Origin of the sequence: Rhizobium sp. IY2 (genome assembly GCF_047532935.1) — a bacterium.
Lineage (GTDB): Bacteria > Pseudomonadota > Alphaproteobacteria > Rhizobiales > Rhizobiaceae > Rhizobium > Rhizobium anhuiense.
Genome location: NZ_JBLKNU010000002.1, coordinates 1,009,478 through 1,025,922, shown reverse-complemented (window position 1 = coordinate 1,025,922; position 16,445 = coordinate 1,009,478). Strand labels below are relative to the sequence as shown.

17 protein-coding genes are annotated in these 16,445 nt (G+C 61.5%); 13 read left to right on the top strand and 4 right to left on the bottom strand.

Annotation, left to right across the window (positions count from 1 at the left end; translation table 11 throughout):
- The first annotated feature begins 31 nt into the window (after positions 1–31).
- The 13 genes from ACMUVN_RS13500 to minE all read left to right on the top strand — a co-directional run bounded on the left by ACMUVN_RS13500 (position 32) and on the right by minE (position 12,626).
- A complete protein-coding gene (locus ACMUVN_RS13500; protein ID WP_047611831.1) occupies positions 32–718 on the top strand; it encodes a GXGXG domain-containing protein in 687 nt (228 codons plus the stop codon).
- Positions 719–732: 14 nt separating this feature from the next.
- Positions 733–2,061, top strand: a complete 1,329-nt coding sequence (locus ACMUVN_RS13495; protein WP_003594873.1) for an FMN-binding glutamate synthase family protein — start codon at positions 733–735, stop codon at positions 2,059–2,061.
- Between the two features lie 91 nt (positions 2,062–2,152).
- A complete protein-coding gene (gene glnT / locus ACMUVN_RS13490) occupies positions 2,153–3,460 on the top strand; it encodes a type III glutamate--ammonia ligase (RefSeq protein WP_063475679.1) in 1,308 nt (435 codons plus the stop codon).
- Positions 3,461–3,551: 91 nt separating this feature from the next.
- On the top strand, positions 3,552–4,436 hold the full coding sequence (gene purU, locus ACMUVN_RS13485) for a formyltetrahydrofolate deformylase (RefSeq protein ID WP_183905569.1): 885 nt from the start codon (positions 3,552–3,554) through the stop codon (positions 4,434–4,436).
- Positions 4,437–4,609: 173 nt separating this feature from the next.
- Positions 4,610–5,743, top strand: a complete 1,134-nt coding sequence (locus ACMUVN_RS13480; protein ID WP_414815160.1) for an aminomethyltransferase family protein — start codon at positions 4,610–4,612, stop codon at positions 5,741–5,743.
- A gap of 11 nt (positions 5,744–5,754) precedes the next feature.
- Positions 5,755–6,360, top strand: a complete 606-nt coding sequence (locus ACMUVN_RS13475) for a dimethylamine monooxygenase subunit DmmA family protein (RefSeq protein WP_414815159.1) — start codon at positions 5,755–5,757, stop codon at positions 6,358–6,360.
- Positions 6,357–7,322, top strand: a complete 966-nt coding sequence (locus ACMUVN_RS13470; protein ID WP_414815158.1) for a PDR/VanB family oxidoreductase — start codon at positions 6,357–6,359, stop codon at positions 7,320–7,322. The genes ACMUVN_RS13475 and ACMUVN_RS13470 overlap by 4 nt, the downstream gene beginning before the upstream one ends.
- 34 nt (positions 7,323–7,356) lie before the next feature.
- Positions 7,357–8,397, top strand: coding sequence for a heme-dependent oxidative N-demethylase family protein (locus ACMUVN_RS13465; RefSeq protein WP_414815157.1), 1,041 nt, complete (start codon positions 7,357–7,359; stop codon positions 8,395–8,397).
- Between the two features lie 83 nt (positions 8,398–8,480).
- The gene (locus ACMUVN_RS13460) at positions 8,481–9,818 is read left to right on the top strand and encodes an NAD(P)-binding domain-containing protein (protein ID WP_097544638.1); all 1,338 of its coding nucleotides are present in this window, start codon (positions 8,481–8,483) and stop codon (positions 9,816–9,818) included.
- A 117-nt stretch (positions 9,819–9,935) separates the two neighbouring features.
- On the top strand, positions 9,936–10,538 hold the full coding sequence (locus ACMUVN_RS13455; protein ID WP_063476227.1) for a PAS domain-containing protein: 603 nt from the start codon (positions 9,936–9,938) through the stop codon (positions 10,536–10,538).
- 210 nt (positions 10,539–10,748) lie between these two features.
- Positions 10,749–11,468, top strand: a complete 720-nt coding sequence (gene minC, locus ACMUVN_RS13450; protein ID WP_097544639.1) for a septum site-determining protein MinC — start codon at positions 10,749–10,751, stop codon at positions 11,466–11,468.
- Positions 11,469–11,553: 85 nt separating this feature from the next.
- Entirely contained in the window at positions 11,554–12,369 is an 816-nt protein-coding gene (gene minD / locus ACMUVN_RS13445) for a septum site-determining protein MinD (RefSeq protein WP_018448670.1), read from the top strand.
- Positions 12,366–12,626 (top strand): cell division topological specificity factor MinE, encoded by a 261-nt coding sequence (gene minE, locus ACMUVN_RS13440; RefSeq protein WP_003574994.1) that lies wholly within the window; start codon positions 12,366–12,368, stop codon positions 12,624–12,626. The genes minD and minE overlap by 4 nt, the downstream gene beginning before the upstream one ends.
- Before the next feature lie 41 nt (positions 12,627–12,667).
- Here the strand turns inward: minE and ACMUVN_RS13435 are convergent, their stop codons facing one another.
- The 4 genes from ACMUVN_RS13435 to ACMUVN_RS13420 form a co-directional block, all read right to left on the bottom strand.
- Complete coding sequence (locus tag ACMUVN_RS13435) at positions 12,668–13,048, bottom strand: DUF6481 family protein (RefSeq protein WP_414815156.1); 381 nt, start codon at positions 13,046–13,048, stop codon at positions 12,668–12,670.
- A 36-nt stretch (positions 13,049–13,084) separates the two neighbouring features.
- Positions 13,085–13,306, bottom strand: a complete 222-nt coding sequence (locus tag ACMUVN_RS13430; RefSeq protein WP_047613334.1) for a hypothetical protein — start codon at positions 13,304–13,306, stop codon at positions 13,085–13,087.
- A 127-nt stretch (positions 13,307–13,433) separates the two neighbouring features.
- Entirely contained in the window at positions 13,434–13,643 is a 210-nt protein-coding gene (locus tag ACMUVN_RS13425; protein ID WP_003548109.1) for a cold-shock protein, read from the bottom strand.
- Positions 13,644–13,914: 271 nt separating this feature from the next.
- Positions 13,915–16,284 carry a DUF1989 domain-containing protein gene (locus tag ACMUVN_RS13420; protein ID WP_414815155.1) on the bottom strand — a complete coding sequence of 790 codons (2,370 nt, stop codon included), beginning with the start codon at positions 16,282–16,284 and terminating at the stop codon, positions 13,915–13,917.
- Between the last annotated feature and the right edge of the window lie 161 nt (positions 16,285–16,445).

The window sequence follows — 16,445 nt, the reverse complement described above, 5'->3', positions numbered from 1 at the left end:
GCGCAAACCGTCTCGGACCAACGAGGAATAAATGCCCACATTCGATCTTTCCAACACGCCTCTTCGCGAACTGAACAGCGCGCTGCACGCCCTTTCCCAGGGTGCCAACGACACTGAATTCGAAGTCATCAACCCGCGCGGCAGCCATGCCGTCGCCGTTGGTATCGACAGCCCCGTCACGGTCGCTGTCAGAGGATCGGTTGGCTATTACTGCGCCGGCATGAATGACGGCGGCAGGGTGACGGTTCATGGTTCGGCCGGTCCGGGCGTTGCCGAAAACATGATGTCCGGCACCGTCGTCATAGAGGGCGACGCCAGCCAATATGCCGGCGCCACCGGCCGCGGCGGCCTGCTCGTCATCAAGGGCAACGCGGCGTCGCGTTGCGGCATTTCGATGAAGGGCATCGACATCGTCGTTCATGGCAGCATCGGCCACATGTCGGCCTTCATGGGTCAGTCCGGCCATCTGGTCGTACTGGGCGACGCCGGCGATGCGTTGGGGGATTCGCTCTACGAAGCCAAGCTGTTCGTCCGCGGCGAGGTCAAGAGCCTCGGCTCCGACTGCATCGAGAAGGAGATGCGGCCGGAGCATCTGGACAAGCTTGCCGAGCTGCTCGATCGCGCCGGGGTCACGGACGTCAGGCCCGAAGAGTTCAAGCGCTACGGCTCCGCCCGCAAGCTTTACAATTTCAACATCGACAACGCCGACGCGTATTGAGGCGAGGGACCCCCATGAGCTATCACAACCCCTATACCCCGCCGCGCAAGTCCGCGACTTTCGACGACTATACGCTTGCCGAAATACGCCGCGCGGCCGCGACCGGTATCTATGACATCCGCGGCGCCGGCACCAAACGCAAGGTTCCGCATTTCGACGACCTGCTGTTTCTCGGCGCCTCCATCTCGCGTTATCCGCTCGAAGGTTACCGCGAGAAATGCGACACGACAGTGGTGCTCGGCTCACGTTTCGCCAAGAAGCCGATCACGCTGAAGACGCCGATCACCATTGCCGGCATGAGCTTCGGCGCGCTGTCCGGCAATGCCAAGGAAGCGCTCGGCCGCGGCGCGACGATCGCCGGGACCTCCACGACGACAGGCGACGGCGGCATGACCGATGAAGAGCGCGGCCATTCGCAAACGCTGGTCTACCAATACCTGCCGTCGCGCTACGGCATGAATCCGAAGGATCTGCGCCGCGCCGACGCGATCGAAGTCGTGGTCGGCCAGGGCGCCAAGCCCGGCGGCGGCGGCATGCTGCTCGGCCAGAAGATCTCCGACCGCGTCGCCAATATGCGCAACCTGCCCAAGGGCATCGACCAGCGCTCGGCCTGCCGCCATCCGGACTGGACCGGCCCCGACGATCTGGAAATCAAGATCATGGAGCTGCGTGAGATCACCGACTGGGAAAAGCCGATCTACGTCAAGGTCGGCGGCGCGCGTCCGTACTATGACACCGCTCTTGCGGTGAAGGCGGGCGCCGATGTCGTCGTGCTCGACGGCATGCAGGGCGGCACGGCGGCGACCCAGGACGTCTTCATCGAGAATGTCGGCATGCCGACGCTCGCCTGCATTCGTCCGGCTGTCCAGGCGCTGCAGGATCTCGGCATGCACCGCAAGGTGCAGCTCATCGTTTCGGGCGGCATCCGCTCCGGCGCCGACGTTGCCAAGGCGCTGGCGCTGGGCGCCGACGCGGTCGCGATCGGCACGGCGGCGCTCGTGGCGATCGGCGACAACGATCCGCATTGGGAAGAGGAATACCAAAAGCTCGGCACGACGGCCGGCGCCTATGACGATTGGCATGAAGGCAAGGATCCGGCCGGCATCACCACCCAGGACCCGGAGCTTGCCAAACGCCTCGACCCGGTTGCGGCCGGCCGCCGCCTCGCCAACTACCTCAAAGTCATGACGCTCGAGGCCCAGACGATCGCGCGAGCCTGCGGCAAGAACCACCTGCACAATCTCGAGCCGGAAGACCTCGTCGCGCTGACGATCGAGGCATCGGCCATGGCGCAGGTGCCGCTCGCCGGCACCAACTGGATCCCCGGCAAGACCGGTTTCTAAAAACGCCGGCCGGGCGCGTTTGGGAGGATGCGGCCGGCTTCATTATCAAGTGTCTAAGATCATTACATAAGGTCAATACAAGGGGACAAACGTGACACTGGACCTCTCGCAATACGCCTCCGAAAAAGGCATCAAATATTTCATGATCAGCTACACCGACCTGTTCGGCGGCCAACGCGCCAAGCTGGTCCCCGCCGAAGCCATCGCCGACATGCAGAAAGATGGCGCCGGCTTTGCGGGCTTTGCAACCTGGCTCGATCTGACGCCTGCCCATCCCGACCTGTTCGCGGTTCCCGATGCTTCCTCCGTCATCCAGCTGCCCTGGAAGAAGGACGTCGCATGGGTTGCCGCCGACTGCGTCATGGACGATCAGCCTGTCGAACAGGCCCCGCGCGTTCTGCTGAAAAAGCTGGTCGCCGAGGCTGCGAAAGAGGGGCTGCGGGTAAAAACCGGCGTGGAGCCCGAGTTCTTTCTCATCTCTGCCGATGGCTCGGTGATTTCAGACCAGTTCGATACCGCCGAGAAGCCTTGCTATGATCAGCAGGCGGTGATGCGTCGCTATGATGTCATCGCCGAGATTTGCGACTACATGCTCGAGCTCGGCTGGAAGCCCTATCAGAACGATCACGAGGACGCGAACGGCCAGTTCGAGATGAACTGGGAATATGACGACGCGCTTCAGACGGCGGACAAGCACTCCTTCTTCAAGTTCATGGTCAAGTCGGTCGCCGAAAAGCACGGCCTTCGCGCCACCTTCATGCCGAAGCCCTTCAAGGGCCTGACCGGAAACGGGTGCCATGCCCACATCTCGGTCTGGGACATCGATGGCAAGGTGAACGCCTTCGCGGACAAGGAAATGGCCTTCGGGCTCTCCGCTCAGGGTAAAACCTTCCTCGGCGGCATCATGAAGCACGCCTCGGCGCTCGCCGCGATCACCAATCCGACGGTCAATTCTTACAAGCGCATCAACGCGCCGCGCACGACATCGGGCGCCACCTGGTCGCCGAACACCGTGACCTGGACGGGCAACAACCGCACCCACATGGTGCGTGTGCCGGGACCCGGACGTTTCGAGCTGCGCCTGCCGGACGGGGCAGTCAACCCGTACCTCTTGCAGGCGATCATCATCGCCGCCGGCCTCGACGGCATCCGCAGCCAGGCCGATCCCGGTCGGCATTACGATATCGACATGTATGCCGAGGGGCATCTGGTGAAGGACGCACCGCGCCTGCCGCTCAACCTGCTCGACGCGCTGCGGGCCTATGATGCCGACGAGGGCTTGAAGGCGGCCATCGGGGCTGAGTTTTCCGCCGCCTACCTCAAGCTCAAGCATCGGGAATGGAATGCCTACTGCTCGCATTTCACCCAGTGGGAACGCGACAACACGCTCGACATCTGAGGAGCGGGCAGACCTGCAATAGGCACGCCGGACGGAAAAGCGCCGGCGCGCCCAGGTTCTCTGCGCTTGAAACGGCGAAGGAAAAGACCGCATGAAGAACTTCGTACTCACCGTATCCTGCCAATCGACGCGCGGCATCGTTGCGGCGATTTCGAGCTATCTGGCGGAGAAGGGCTGCAACATCATCGACAGCTCGCAGTTCGACGATCTCGATACCGGCAAGTTCTTCATGCGCGTCAGCTTCATTTCGGAAGAAGGGCTTTCGGGGGCCGATATCGACGCCGGTTTTACAGCCGTCGCCGCGCCCTTCGAGATGGATTACGAGTTTCACGACAGCGAGAAGCGCATGAAGGTGCTGCTGATGGTGTCGCGCTTCGGCCATTGTCTCAACGACCTGCTCTACCGCTGGAAGATCGGCGCGCTGCCGATCGATATCGTCGGCGTCGTCTCCAACCATTTCGACTACCAGAAGGTCGTGGTCAACCACGACATCCCCTTCCACCATATTCCGGTCACCAAGGCCAACAAGGTGCAGGCCGAGGCCCGGATCATGGAGGTGGCCGAGCAGACCGGCACCGAACTGATCGTGCTCGCCCGCTACATGCAGATCCTGTCGGACGAGATGTGCCAGAAGATGTCCGGCCGGATCATCAACATCCATCATTCCTTCCTGCCGAGCTTCAAGGGCGCCAATCCCTACAAGCAGGCCTATGGCCGCGGCGTCAAGCTGATCGGGGCGACGGCGCATTACGTCACCGCCGATCTCGACGAAGGCCCGATCATCGAGCAGGACACGGCGCGCATCACCCATGCGCAGTCGCCCGACGACTATGTCTCGATCGGCCGCGACGTCGAAAGCCAGGTGCTGGCGCGCGCCATCCACGCCCATATCCATCACCGCACCTTCATCAACGGCAACCGCACCGTGGTCTTCCCGGCAAGCCCCGGAAGCTACGCCTCCGAACGCATGGGTTGAGAGAGACGGCCATCGACGGCAGCACGCAGTCGCATCGGTCATGCAGGACGTTAAAGCTGCGGCGAGTGCCGCCGAAAGTTTGGGAAATGCATGCCGGGCGGGCTTGCCACGGCGCGAAAGACTTATATAGTCAGGAAATAAATATTCCGTAGAGGAAATAAGAGGGAACGGAAATGGCTTTATCATGGCGTTTCTCCGTCTTGGCGGATCGGCATCGCGCTCTGGGATCGAAGCTCGAGGACTGGAGCGGCATGGGAACCGCCTGGACCTACGACAAGGACATGTCGGAAGAACATGTCGCCGTTCGCACCAAGGCCGGCATCATGGATGTCTCGGGCCTGAAGAAAATGCACCTGGTCGGCCCGCACGCCATCGCCGTGCTCGACTACATCACCACCCGCGACCTGACGAAGATCTATCCCGGCCGCTCGGTCTATGCGACCATGCTGAACGAGCGCGGTCACTTCACCGACGACTGCATCGTCTATCGCACCGGCCCGAATTCCTGGATGCTGGTGCATGGCTCCGGCTCCGGCCACGAGGAAGTCGTCCGCCAGGCGGCAGGCCGCAATTGCGCCGTGCTCTTCGACGACGACCTGCATGACCTGTCGCTGCAGGGTCCGCTCGCGGTCGACTATCTCGCCAAATACGTGCCCGGCATCCGCGACCTCAAATATTTCCACCACATGCAGACGACGCTATTCGGCGCGCCGGTGATGATCTCCCGCACCGGCTATACCGGCGAGCGCGGCTACGAGATCTTCGTGCGCGGCCAGGACGCCGTGATGGTCTGGGACCGGATTGTCGAGGAAGGCACGGAGATGGGCATCATCCCCTGCTGCTTCTCGGTTCTCGACATGCTGCGTGTCGAAAGCTACCTGCTCTTCTACCCCTACGACAATTCGCAGATGTATCCCTTCGCCGATCAGCCGCCCGGCGACAGCCTCTGGGAACTCGGCCTCGACTTTACCGTCAGCCCCGGCAAGACGGGCTTTCGCGGCGCCGAGGAACATGCCCGCCTCAAGGGTAGGGAACGCTTCAAGATCTTCGGCATGCTGATCGATGCCGACGGACCGGCCGATCTCGGCGACGAGGTCTTTGCCGACGGCAAGAAGGTCGGCGTCATCACCTGCCCGAGCTATTCGTCGCTGACGAAGAAATCCATGGCGATTGCCCGTCTCGACGTTGACAAGGCGGTGCATGGGACGAAACTCGAAGTCCGCGGCAAGAGCCTCAAGGCAGGCGCCACCGCCCATACGCTTCCCTTCGACGATCCGGAGAAGAAGAAGAGGACTGCCGTAGGTTAAGGAGCACGCGAATGCTCGTTGCAGGCATCAAGAGCCGACCAGTCTACACGGGACTGACCATCCAGCCCAACGCCCGGCGGCACATTTTCGCGGTCGAAGGGGAGGGCGCCAAGGCTCTCCTCGATCAGCAGCCGGCGCTTGACGACACGGCGCTTTCCCGCAGCGAAATCCTCTATGTCGCCCGCGGCTCGCAAGGGTCCGGCCTGGACGAGGCGCTGCGCCGCCTCGGCGCCGACATGTTCTTCACCGCCCCGACCATCGCAACGCTGCTCTTCCGGTTGAAAGGCTCGCTCGCCACCGCCCATATGGGCACGCGGCTTTATATCTCGGGCACCGAAGGCTTCATCGGTCAGGCGATGCTGGTGGCGCTCGAATACGGCATGGACCATGCCTCCGTCATCACCGAGCATCGCGGCTCGCTGGCCCGACGCGTGCAATGCGTCCATTGCAAGGGCATCACCGACGACGTCACCACCAGCCCCTTTGCCTGCAGCCATTGCGGGCTCCCGCTTCTGGTGCGCGACCATTATTCACGCCGGCTTGCGGCCTTCCAGGGCGTCAATATCGATGCCGAAGAGCCCGGCAGCGCGCCTGATCCGGAGGAGTTGTTCCTTTGAGCGGTGGTACTGAAATTCCTGTCCGCGTGGCGCGGATCACGCCGATCGCCGAGCGCGTCAAACGATTTCGCTTCGAGCGCCTGGACGGCAAGCCGATGCCCTATTTCTCCGGCGGCGCGCATGTCATCGTCTCGATGAACGATGGCGGCCACATGCGCCGCAACGCCTATTCGCTGATGTCGCCGCCGCATGACTGCACAGCCTATGAGATCAGCGTGCTGCATGTCGAGGATTCACGCGGCGGCTCCACCTTCATGCATGAGAAGGTCAGCGAAGGCGACGAACTGAAGGTCAGCTATCCCGTCAACCTGTTCCAGCCGGACTGGCGTGGGCGCAAGCATCTTCTGATCGCCGGCGGCATCGGCATCACCCCCTTCATCGCGATGATGGAGCAATTTTCCCGCGAAGGCGCCAATTTCGAGCTGCACTACGCCATCCGCTCGCGCGACCGCGGCGCCTATTGGCGGGAACTGCTGGAGCGCTACGGCGGGCATCGCATCAAGATCTATTGCGACGCCGAAGGTGGCGCCATCCCGTTGACGCGTCTGCTCGACAGCCAGCCGCTCGGCACGCATCTCTATGTCTGCGGCCCCACAGGCATGATCGACGGCGTGCTGAAAACAGGCCTCAACGCCGGCTGGCCGGAACAGAACCTGCATTCGGAACGGTTCCTGTCGTCGCTGCCCGGCAAACCGTTTACGATGGAACTGATCCGCTCCGGCAAGACCGTGAAGGTCGGCCATCACGAAAGCATGCTGGAGGCGATCGAGGCGGCGGGCGTCGACGCGCCCTTCCTCTGTCGCGGCGGCGCCTGCGGTCAATGCGAGACGGGTGTCGTCACCTGCGACGGCAAGCTGCTGCACCATGACGTCTATCTGACGAACGAAGAAAAAGCATCCGGCCGCAAGGTGATGATCTGCGTGTCCCGCTTCGAGGGAAACACGCTGCATCTCGATCTCTAGCGGCATCTGATAAAGCGGGACAAGGAGACCGAACATGGCAATCGCCTTCAAGCAGGAAACCTTCCGGAACGATTTCAGCTACCGCAACAGCCCCGAAAACATCCGGCGTTTCCCGTTTCCCTTCGACCGCGACGAATACATGTATTCCGTCAACATGGAGCCGCATGTGCGCGGCCGGACGGGCACCGTCTACGAAAACCTGATCGACGTCGACGAGCATTACGTCGCCGAAATGCACGACCGGGCATTGGTTCTGAAGGAGGATCCGCTGCGTTATCAGGCGCTGCCGCACATGATGAGCGCGCAATGGGATACGCTCGAACTTTTGATGGAAGAGCAGGCGGCGGGTTACCCCGACCATTTCACGCTGATCCGCAACGGCGATCAGTGGCGCTGGATCAACCGCCCGCTCGGCATCGACAACAGCTTCACCTTCGGCGATGACTCGACGCTGCCCTGCGAACCCTTCGAATATATCACCCGCCAGGCCCAGGGCGACTTCTGCATCGTCGATCAGCGCGACGGCAATCTCTGGATGGACGCCGGCATGGTGACGACGCAGGCCGACTGGTCGCTCGATTTCGATATCGGCATGAATTTCATGGAATGGCACGGGCCGGTGCCGCTCGCCCACCAGATCGGCGTCTTCGACCGGGCGCTGAAATTCCTGTTGAACCTGCAGCAGGGCAAACCGACACGGCGTTTCAACTGGACGATGACGATCAATCCGCGGCTCGACACCAGCCCGGAGAATTACCACAAATGGGGTCCCGATCGCACCACGGTGACGCCTGACAATGTCGGCGAGAAGGTGCATCTGCGCGTCGAACTGCAGAGCCTCTGGCGCCTGCCGCGCTCGAACGCCATCCTCTTCGTCATCCGCTGCTACCTGATGAACATGGAAGAGCTCGCCACCGTGCCGAAATGGGCGCGCCGCTTTCCGCGCGTGCTGAAGACGCTGCCGCCGGAGCTCATCGACTACAAGGGCCTCACCCGCTTCCGCGAGACGACGATCGACTGGCTTTCCAAATATGACGACGGAGCTCCGACCAGTCCCGGCATCTATCCCGACTGACGCGCAGCGGTGCGCACCAGCGCCGCGTGCGGTTTCAGACGCGCAAAACAGGCAATGACATATAATCAAGAGGGGAATGCTTCATGACAAGAGTAGCCGTCATCGGTGCCGGTCCTTCCGGGCTTGCGCAGCTACGCGCCTTTCAATCGGCCGCCCAGAAGGGCGCCGAGATCCCGGAGATCGTCTGCTTCGAAAAACAGTCGGATTGGGGCGGGCTCTGGAACTATACCTGGCGCACCGGCCTCGACGAATATGGCGAGCCGGTCCATGGCAGCATGTATCGTTACCTCTGGTCGAACGGCCCGAAGGAATGCCTCGAATTCGCCGATTATTCTTTCGAGGAGCATTTCGGCAAGCCGATCGCCTCCTATCCGCCGCGCGCCGTGCTCTGGGATTACATCAAGGGCCGCGTCGAGAAGGCGAATGTCCGCCACTGGGTGCGCTTCAGCACGCCGGTGCGCATGGTCCGCTTCGACGATCAGACGAAGAAATTCACGGTGACGGCGCATAACCGCATCGAGGACCGGATGTATGACGAGGAATTCGATTATGTCGTCGTCGCAAGCGGCCATTTCTCGACGCCGAACGTGCCCTATTTCGAGGGTGTGAAGACCTTCAACGGCCGCGTGCTGCATGCCCATGATTTCCGCGACGCGCTGGAGTTCAAGGGCAAGGATATCCTCATCGTCGGCCGCAGCTATTCGGCCGAAGACATCGGCTCGCAATGCTGGAAATACGGCGCGAAATCGGTGACGACGAGCTACCGTTCAAAACCGATGGGCTTCAAATGGCCGGAGAATTTCGAGGAACGGCCGCTGCTGACCAAGCTCGAAAACCGCACGGCGCATTTCCTCGACGGCTCGAGCAAGGAGGTCGATGCTGTGATCCTCTGCACCGGATACCAGCACCACTTCCCCTTCCTGCCCGACGATCTCCGGCTGAAGACCGCCAACCGCCTCTGGGCCGACAGCCTCTACAAGGGGGTGATCTTCGACAAGAACCCGCAGCTTTTCTATATCGGCATGCAGGACCAGTTCTACACCTTCAACATGTTCGACGTGCAGGCCTGGTGGGCGCGCGACGTAATGATGGGGCGCATCACCCTGCCGTCGGAAGAGGCGCTGAAGGCCAATTTCGACATGTGGCGCGCCCGCGAGGAAACGCTTGAAGATGCCGAGCAGATGATCTGGTATCAGGGCGACTATGTGAAGGAACTGCTTGATGAAACCGACTATCCCTCCTTCGACATCGAGGGCACCAACCGAACCTTCATGGAGTGGGAACATCACAAGGCCCACAATATCATGGGCTTCCGCGATCATGCCTACCGGTCGCTGATGACCGGCAACATGTCGCCGACGCATCACACGCCCTGGGTCGAGGCGCTCGACGATTCCATGGAAGAATATCTGCGCAACTGATGAGGCAGGCCTGCATTGCCGGAGGAGGGTGGTCGTGCATTCTCTTCCGGCGCATGCGCCGTATTAAATGAGACGACATAAATCCATCTGCAACTCTTCTCTTCGGATGTGGCCTTCATGGATTTTCAAACGAGCATTCTCGGGCGCATGAACGGTTTTCTCTACCGCTGCCGCGCCGACGAAAACTACACCATGCTTGAAATGACCGACGGCATCGAGCGCATCTTCGGTTATCCCACCGACGAGATCATCGGCAATCGCACGCGGACCTTCACCTCGATCATGTACGAGGAAGACGTGCCTCTGATGGACGAGATCGTCGGTCGGGCGCTGGAGAAGCGCACGGACTGGACGATGGAATACCGCATCCGTCACGCCATGGGTCATCTCATCTGGGTCACCGAGACCGGCGGCGGCATCTGGGACGAGAAAGGCGAGCTTCTCTATCTCGAAGGCAGCATCATCAACATCGAATCACTCTATCAGCGAATCGATGAGCAGACCGCCGACATGCGCGTCACCGCCTCGAAGACCAATGAGATCCTGCAATCGCTGCGTTACCTGAAGCTGCTCGCCGTCAATGCCGGCATCGAGGCCGCCCGCGCCGGCACCGCCGGATCAGGCTTTGCCGTGCTGGCCGCCGAGATGCGCACGCTCGCCAACTCCTCGGAAGAGGCCGCACGCGCCATTTCCAACGCGCAACGCAAGGCGGAAGGCTGAGCGTCACCCGGCGCAGCGGCAGATTTGCGGCTGACGTCGAAAGCCGCATTATTAACTGTTCGGCACTGCTGGAGAATACAAAGCTTTTGCAATGGCTTGGCGCAATCTCGCCCTTGAAAACCCTCACGTCATTATGGGTAATGTTAAGGCCGCGTTAACTTTTTGTTAACCATAGCAGCGCTAGACATGGTCAACGATTTCTTCACATAGATGACCAAAGTGCTAACAGACGCTCGCTCTATCCGCATCAAGGGCCGCTCTTTCCTCGCGGTCATGCTGTCCCCGGATCTTCCCATCGATGATTGGTTGATCAGGCTGGACGATCTGGCCGCGCGTTCGGCCGGGTTCTTCCTCGGCCGGCCTGTCGTGCTCGACCTGACCGACCTGCAGATCGACCGCTCGCAGCTGAAGGACCTGATTGCCGAACTTGCCAAGCGCAATGTCAGCATCATGGGCATCGAAGGCGCGCGGCCTTCGATCCTCGGCTCCGGCATGCCGCCGGCGCTCAAAGGCGGCCGGTCGGTTTCCGATATCGAGGTTCCGGCCAAAGAGAGCGTCGATACGCCGGTCAAACCGGCAGCGGCGGAGACGCGTCCGGCCATGCAATCGATCGTCATCCGGGAGCCGGTACGCTCCGGACAATCGGTAATATTCCCGGAAGGTGACGTCACCGTCATCGGATCGGTCGCCTCGGGTGCCGAGGTCATCGCCGGAGGGTCCGTGCATATCTATGGCGCCCTGCGTGGCCGAGCCATGGCGGGGTCCATCGGAAACGCGTCGGCGCGGATCTTTTGCCGCAAGCTCGAGGCCGAGCTGGTTGCAATCGACGGCATCTACAAAATGGCGGAAGACATGGCCCCCAATCTTCGCGGACAGGCTGTTCAGCTCTGGCTCGAAGAGGACGCGATCATGGCAGAGAAACTGATCTGACGGCAGCGCTGCGCGTCTCTTCGAGAGCCGCAAAGGACGCTGTAACACTTTGAATTACTGGGGCCACGGCAAAGGAGAGACAATGATGGGGAAAGTGATCGTCGTCACGTCAGGCAAGGGCGGGGTTGGCAAGACCACCTCGACCGCCGCATTGGGAGCGGCGCTGGCGCAACGCAATGAAAAAGTCGTCGTCGTCGATTTCGACGTGGGCTTGCGCAATCTCGACCTCGTGATGGGCGCCGAACGCAGGGTCGTCTACGACCTGATCAACGTGATCCAGGGCGACGCCAAGCTTACCCAGGCGCTGATCCGCGACAAGCGGCTGGAAACGCTGTTCCTGCTGCCGGCCTCGCAGACGCGCGACAAGGACAATCTGACGGCCGAGGGCGTCGAGCGCGTCATCAACGACCTGAAGCGCTATTTCGACTGGATCATCTGCGACAGCCCCGCCGGGATCGAGCGCGGCGCAACGCTTGCCATGCGCCACGCCGATGTTGCCGTGGTCGTCACCAATCCGGAAGTCTCGTCGGTGCGCGATTCCGACCGCATCATCGGCCTGCTGGATGCCAAGACCGCCAAGGCCGAACGCGGCGAGCGGATGGAAAAGCACCTGCTGCTCACCCGCTACGACGCCAACCGCGCTGAACGTGGCGACATGCTCAAGGTCGACGACGTCCTTGAAATCCTTTCCATCCCGCTGCTCGGCATCATACCCGAAAGCATGGATGTCCTGCGTGCCTCCAACATCGGTGCGCCGGTCACGCTGGCAGACAGCCGCAGCGCGGCTGCGATGGCCTATTTCGATGCCGCCCGCCGGCTCGCCGGCGAGACGGTGCCGATCGCGATCCCAGAGGAAAAGCGGAATATTTTCGGCAAGATCTTCGGACGGAGGGCGGCATGAATATTTTCCGTCTTTTCAACAAACAGAGAACCGCACCGGCCGCCCGTGAACGGCTGCAGGTCCTTCTCGCCCACGAACGTTCCTCGGCGGGGTCGGACCTGGTCTCGCTGCTGCGCGAGGAAATCCTGGCGGTGATTGCAAAACACGTGCAGCTCGACCATGACAAGGTGCAGGTGACGATCGATCGCAACGAATACGTCTCGACGCTGGAGATCGATGTCGAAATCCCGCTGAATGCGGCCGTGCAGGCCGCTTGAAGGATAGCGCTGCCTGTCGTTTCGACAGGCGGCGCCGACAGTCAGGACTTTCTGGCTTTGCGATTGGCGTAGCGCAGGTCGCGTTCGGCCTTTCGGGCCGCTTCATCGGCAATCACACGGGCGATCCGGTCTTTGTCAGCTGCTTCGCGCGCGTCGGCCTCGGCGCGTGCGGTAGCCTCGGCGGCAGCCTGACGCTCGGCTTCCGCGGCCTGAGCCCGCTCCAGTTCCTCGAGCTTGACCTGTTCGCGCGCAGCACGCCGTTCTTCCCTGGCCGCGGCAATGGCCTGGCGCTCCGCCTGCTTGGCGAGCCGGGTGGGTTCGGCCGTATCCTTGGCGGTACGATAGGCATTGAGGAGAGCGGCCTTGGCTTCGGCAGCGGCGCTGCGGCGATCGGCAAGCTCGTTGTTTCTGGCGTTTTTCAAATCTGTTTCCTGACTGTTGGATGTCTGGCCCGAAGGTCAGATTTTCTTTTTCTTTGCGGCAAGAGCGGTAACCGCTGTCAAGCGATCCTGCAACTCCTTGGCCTCGCGGGCTTCGCGTAACCGCAAGGTCTTTTCTTCGCGGGCCCGCACCGTCTGATCGACTTCCTCAACCGCACGGCTTCGCGCCAGGAATTGCGATTGCGCGTTTCCAAAGGCAATCTCCGCCTGCTTGCGTGATTTGCTATGTGACTCTGTCATATCCGTCCTGGATTCATGCGCCGCTCAGCGAACGCAGCAAAAAGGCCAGGCAAATTGCCTGACCTTGATAGTATCATGCTTTCGGCAGTGCCGGTACATCCGCGGTCAAAGGAAAGCAGATTTCAGCTCAGGCAGCCTGGAGATTGCAAGCGGACATTTTGCCCGACTTGTTATCGCGCTCGAGCTCGTAGCCGATCTTCTGGCCTTCGACGATTTCGCGCATTCCGGCGCGCTCGACGGCAGAGATGTGAACGAAGGCGTCAGCGCCGCCGTCATCAGGCTGAATGAAACCGAAGCCCTTGGTGGAGTTGAACCATTTAACTGTGCCAGTGGTCATAACAAACCCTTTCATAGCAATTGACAGACCGCACGTGCGCAAGCACGACGGATGATGATCTCGATTTTGAAGAGGGAAGTTCGTCCAGGGCACGTTGCTAGCGTGCGATAACAAAAGTCAAACAAGCAATATCGACAACCGGGATATAGTCATCCAAGCCGAGTTTGTCAACTTTTAGTTTTTCAGAGTAGTGAAATCTCCACCAGGTTGTATATCGGCCGCCTTGCATGCTGAAAGTCAGATCACCGCCTCAGACCTCAAAGAGCAGGGGTTATGAGCGCGGCCGCGACTTCTGCGGGTCGTAATGCGAAAGCGGCACGATCGTCGCCGGCAGGCGCTTCTGGTGGCCGTCGAGCTTGCCGATTTCGACCTCTGTGCCGGGGTTTGCATGCATCACGTCGATGCGGGCGAGCGCGATGGTCCTGCCGAGAACAGGCGAGCGCGTGGCGCTGGTGACGACGCCGACCTGGGCCCGGCCGATATGGACGCAATCGCCATGGCCGACCGCCTCGTTGGCCTTGATGTCGAGGCCGACGAGCAGGTGGCGCGGATGCTCCTTGCGCCGGATCAATGCCTCGCGGCCGATGAAATCATCCTGTTTGGATTTCAATGGCACGGTGAAACCGATGCCGGCCTCGAACGGGTCCGTCTGGTCGGTGAATTCGTGATGGGCGAAAATCAGGCCCGCCTCGATGCGGACCATGTCGAGCGCCTCCAGCCCCATCGGCTTCAACCCGTGCGGCTGGCCTGCCTCCCAGACGGCGTCGAACACCGTCAGCGCATCCTTCGGATGACAGAAGATCTCATAGCCGAGCTCGCCGGTATAGCCCGTGCGCGAGACGACGACAGGGGCGCCCTCGAAGCCGCCGATGCGACCGACGGTGAAGCGGAACCATTCGAGCTCGCCGATTTCAGGCTGGCGCGGCGCCGTCCAGATGATCTGCTTCAGGATATCGCGGCTCTTCGGCCCCTGGAGGGCGATATTGTGCATCTGGTCGGTCGAGGAGCGGACCCAGGCCTTGAAGCCCTTCTTCTCGGCCTGTTGACGCAGCCATATGCCGCTGAAATCATCGCCGCCGATCCAGCGGAAATTCTTGTCGCCGAGCCTGAACAGCGTGCCGTCATCGATCATGCCGCCGTTTTCGTAGCACATGGCGGAATAGACGACCTGGCCGGTCGACAGTTTGCGCACGTCGCGCGTCAGGCAATATTGCAGCAGTTCCTCGGCATCCGGCCCCGTCACCTCGAACTTCCGCAAGGGCGAGAGATCGATGACGGCGGCGCGCTCGCGGCAGGCCCAATATTCCTCGACCGGCCCTTCGCTGGAAAAGCGGTTCGGCAGCCAGTAGCCGCGATATTCGGCGTAGTCCCGCGTCAAGGCGGAGAGGCGAGGATGGAAGGCGGTTTCGCGCGTCAGTTCGGCGTCGGCATCTGGGGTCATGCGATAGGCTACCGCTCGTGAGAATTTCTCTTTTCCGGAAAAGGTGCGGACGTGGATATCCGTCGGATCCCAGCCGTTCGCCGCGTCGATATCGTCGGGACAGGACGAGGAGACGCAGACGAGATCGGTCAGCGCCCGCATCAGCACGTAATCGCCGGGACGCGACCATGGCTCGTCGAGATAGAGCTGGTTGTTGTGGTCGATATTGGTGTTGTAGAAATAGTTCAGCGCTTCCCAGCCTTTGCGGCCGGCAATGCCGTAGGGCGCCAGCGCCGCGTTGAAATTATCCGTGCAGTTGACGTGGCCGGGATAGCCCATGTCGTCGTAGTAACGCGCATTGCAGGCGGTCGCGAAAGCGTCGTGGCGCCCGACCGTATCCTGGACGATCTCGACCAGCGGCTCGAAGTCGCGGTCGAAGGCCTTGGAGGGCAGGCCAGGCATGGGATAGCTGCGGCCGAGCAGCGTGCGGGTGACGGTGGAATCAAGCGCGAGATCGAGGCCTTTGTCGACCTTGCGGGCGGCAAACGCCTGGAAATCGGTGCACTGGCGTCCATAGACGTCGATGATCTGGATGAATTCGCCGGCACGTACGAAATAGGCAGCGGCGGTCGCCGCCCGGATGCGGATATCCTCGACCGGATCGGCGACCGGTTCCGGCAGGGCCGAGGCGTAATCGCGGATCAGCAGGCTGCGCTTGATCCTGATCTCGATCGGCGTCGCCGTATCCTGCGCCTCCGGCGACATGGCTGCGGCGGGTGCCGCGACAATCAGCAGGCCCTTCATGGCAATCGTGAAATCCGCTTGGCTGCCCGGGGTCGATCCCGCCCCGAAAATGCGAAGCGCTCCGGCCGAAGCCAGATCGGCGCCGCGGCGCTGAAGCGCTACGCGCGTGCGTGCGGCGCTCTCATGCTCTGCCTGAAGAATGGCCTTCAAACCCTCGGCTGAATTGCTGAATGCCGCACCAAGACCGGCCGCCCGGAATCGTCCCTTTTCGTCGAGGAAAGAGATCTCGCAGACCTGCCCGCCCTCGCTGTCGATGACGCTGACGCGGTCGCCCGGCGCGACGCGCATGACGACCGATCCGCCGCCCTTTGCCCGGTAGCGCTCGGTTCCCTCCGGCAGAGTGGGAATGCCGGGATAATGCACGAGGCTCGCAGTCGCCGGGCGCAGGCCGTTCATAGCAGGATGAAGTTCTCGCATGCTGCCCTCATGGGGGATCGGCGTACCCTGGGGCACACCCATACAGGTTACAAAATGCCTCGGGAAAGTAAAGTCATGTTGACTAAAAAGAAAATATCTTCACTATGCATAAAGAGTTGAGACTCGGGGAATCCGTCGGGAACACGGATCGCCAAAATCAT

Excerpts from the sequence above, each read along its gene's own strand:
- minD (WP_018448670.1), top strand. The coding sequence starts at position 11,554 with ATGGGGAAAGTGATCGTCGTCACGTCAGGCAAGGGCGGGGTTGGCAAG.
- ACMUVN_RS13460 (WP_097544638.1), top strand. The coding sequence starts at position 8,481 with ATGACAAGAGTAGCCGTCATCGGTGCCGGTCCTTCCGGGCTTGCGCAG.
- ACMUVN_RS13495 (WP_003594873.1), top strand. The coding sequence starts at position 733 with ATGAGCTATCACAACCCCTATACCCCGCCGCGCAAGTCCGCGACTTTC.
- ACMUVN_RS13425 (WP_003548109.1), bottom strand. The coding sequence starts at position 13,643 with ATGACCACTGGCACAGTTAAATGGTTCAACTCCACCAAGGGCTTCGGT.
- minC (WP_097544639.1), top strand. The coding sequence starts at position 10,749 with ATGACCAAAGTGCTAACAGACGCTCGCTCTATCCGCATCAAGGGCCGC.
- ACMUVN_RS13455 (WP_063476227.1), top strand. The coding sequence starts at position 9,936 with ATGGATTTTCAAACGAGCATTCTCGGGCGCATGAACGGTTTTCTCTAC.
- ACMUVN_RS13475 (WP_414815159.1), top strand. The coding sequence starts at position 5,755 with ATGCTCGTTGCAGGCATCAAGAGCCGACCAGTCTACACGGGACTGACC.
- minE (WP_003574994.1), top strand. The coding sequence starts at position 12,366 with ATGAATATTTTCCGTCTTTTCAACAAACAGAGAACCGCACCGGCCGCC.
- ACMUVN_RS13420 (WP_414815155.1), bottom strand. The coding sequence starts at position 16,284 with ATGCGAGAACTTCATCCTGCTATGAACGGCCTGCGCCCGGCGACTGCG.
- ACMUVN_RS13465 (WP_414815157.1), top strand. The coding sequence starts at position 7,357 with ATGGCAATCGCCTTCAAGCAGGAAACCTTCCGGAACGATTTCAGCTAC.
- ACMUVN_RS13500 (WP_047611831.1), top strand. The coding sequence starts at position 32 with ATGCCCACATTCGATCTTTCCAACACGCCTCTTCGCGAACTGAACAGC.
- ACMUVN_RS13480 (WP_414815160.1), top strand. The coding sequence starts at position 4,610 with ATGGCTTTATCATGGCGTTTCTCCGTCTTGGCGGATCGGCATCGCGCT.
- purU (WP_183905569.1), top strand. The coding sequence starts at position 3,552 with ATGAAGAACTTCGTACTCACCGTATCCTGCCAATCGACGCGCGGCATC.
- ACMUVN_RS13430 (WP_047613334.1), bottom strand. The coding sequence starts at position 13,306 with ATGACAGAGTCACATAGCAAATCACGCAAGCAGGCGGAGATTGCCTTT.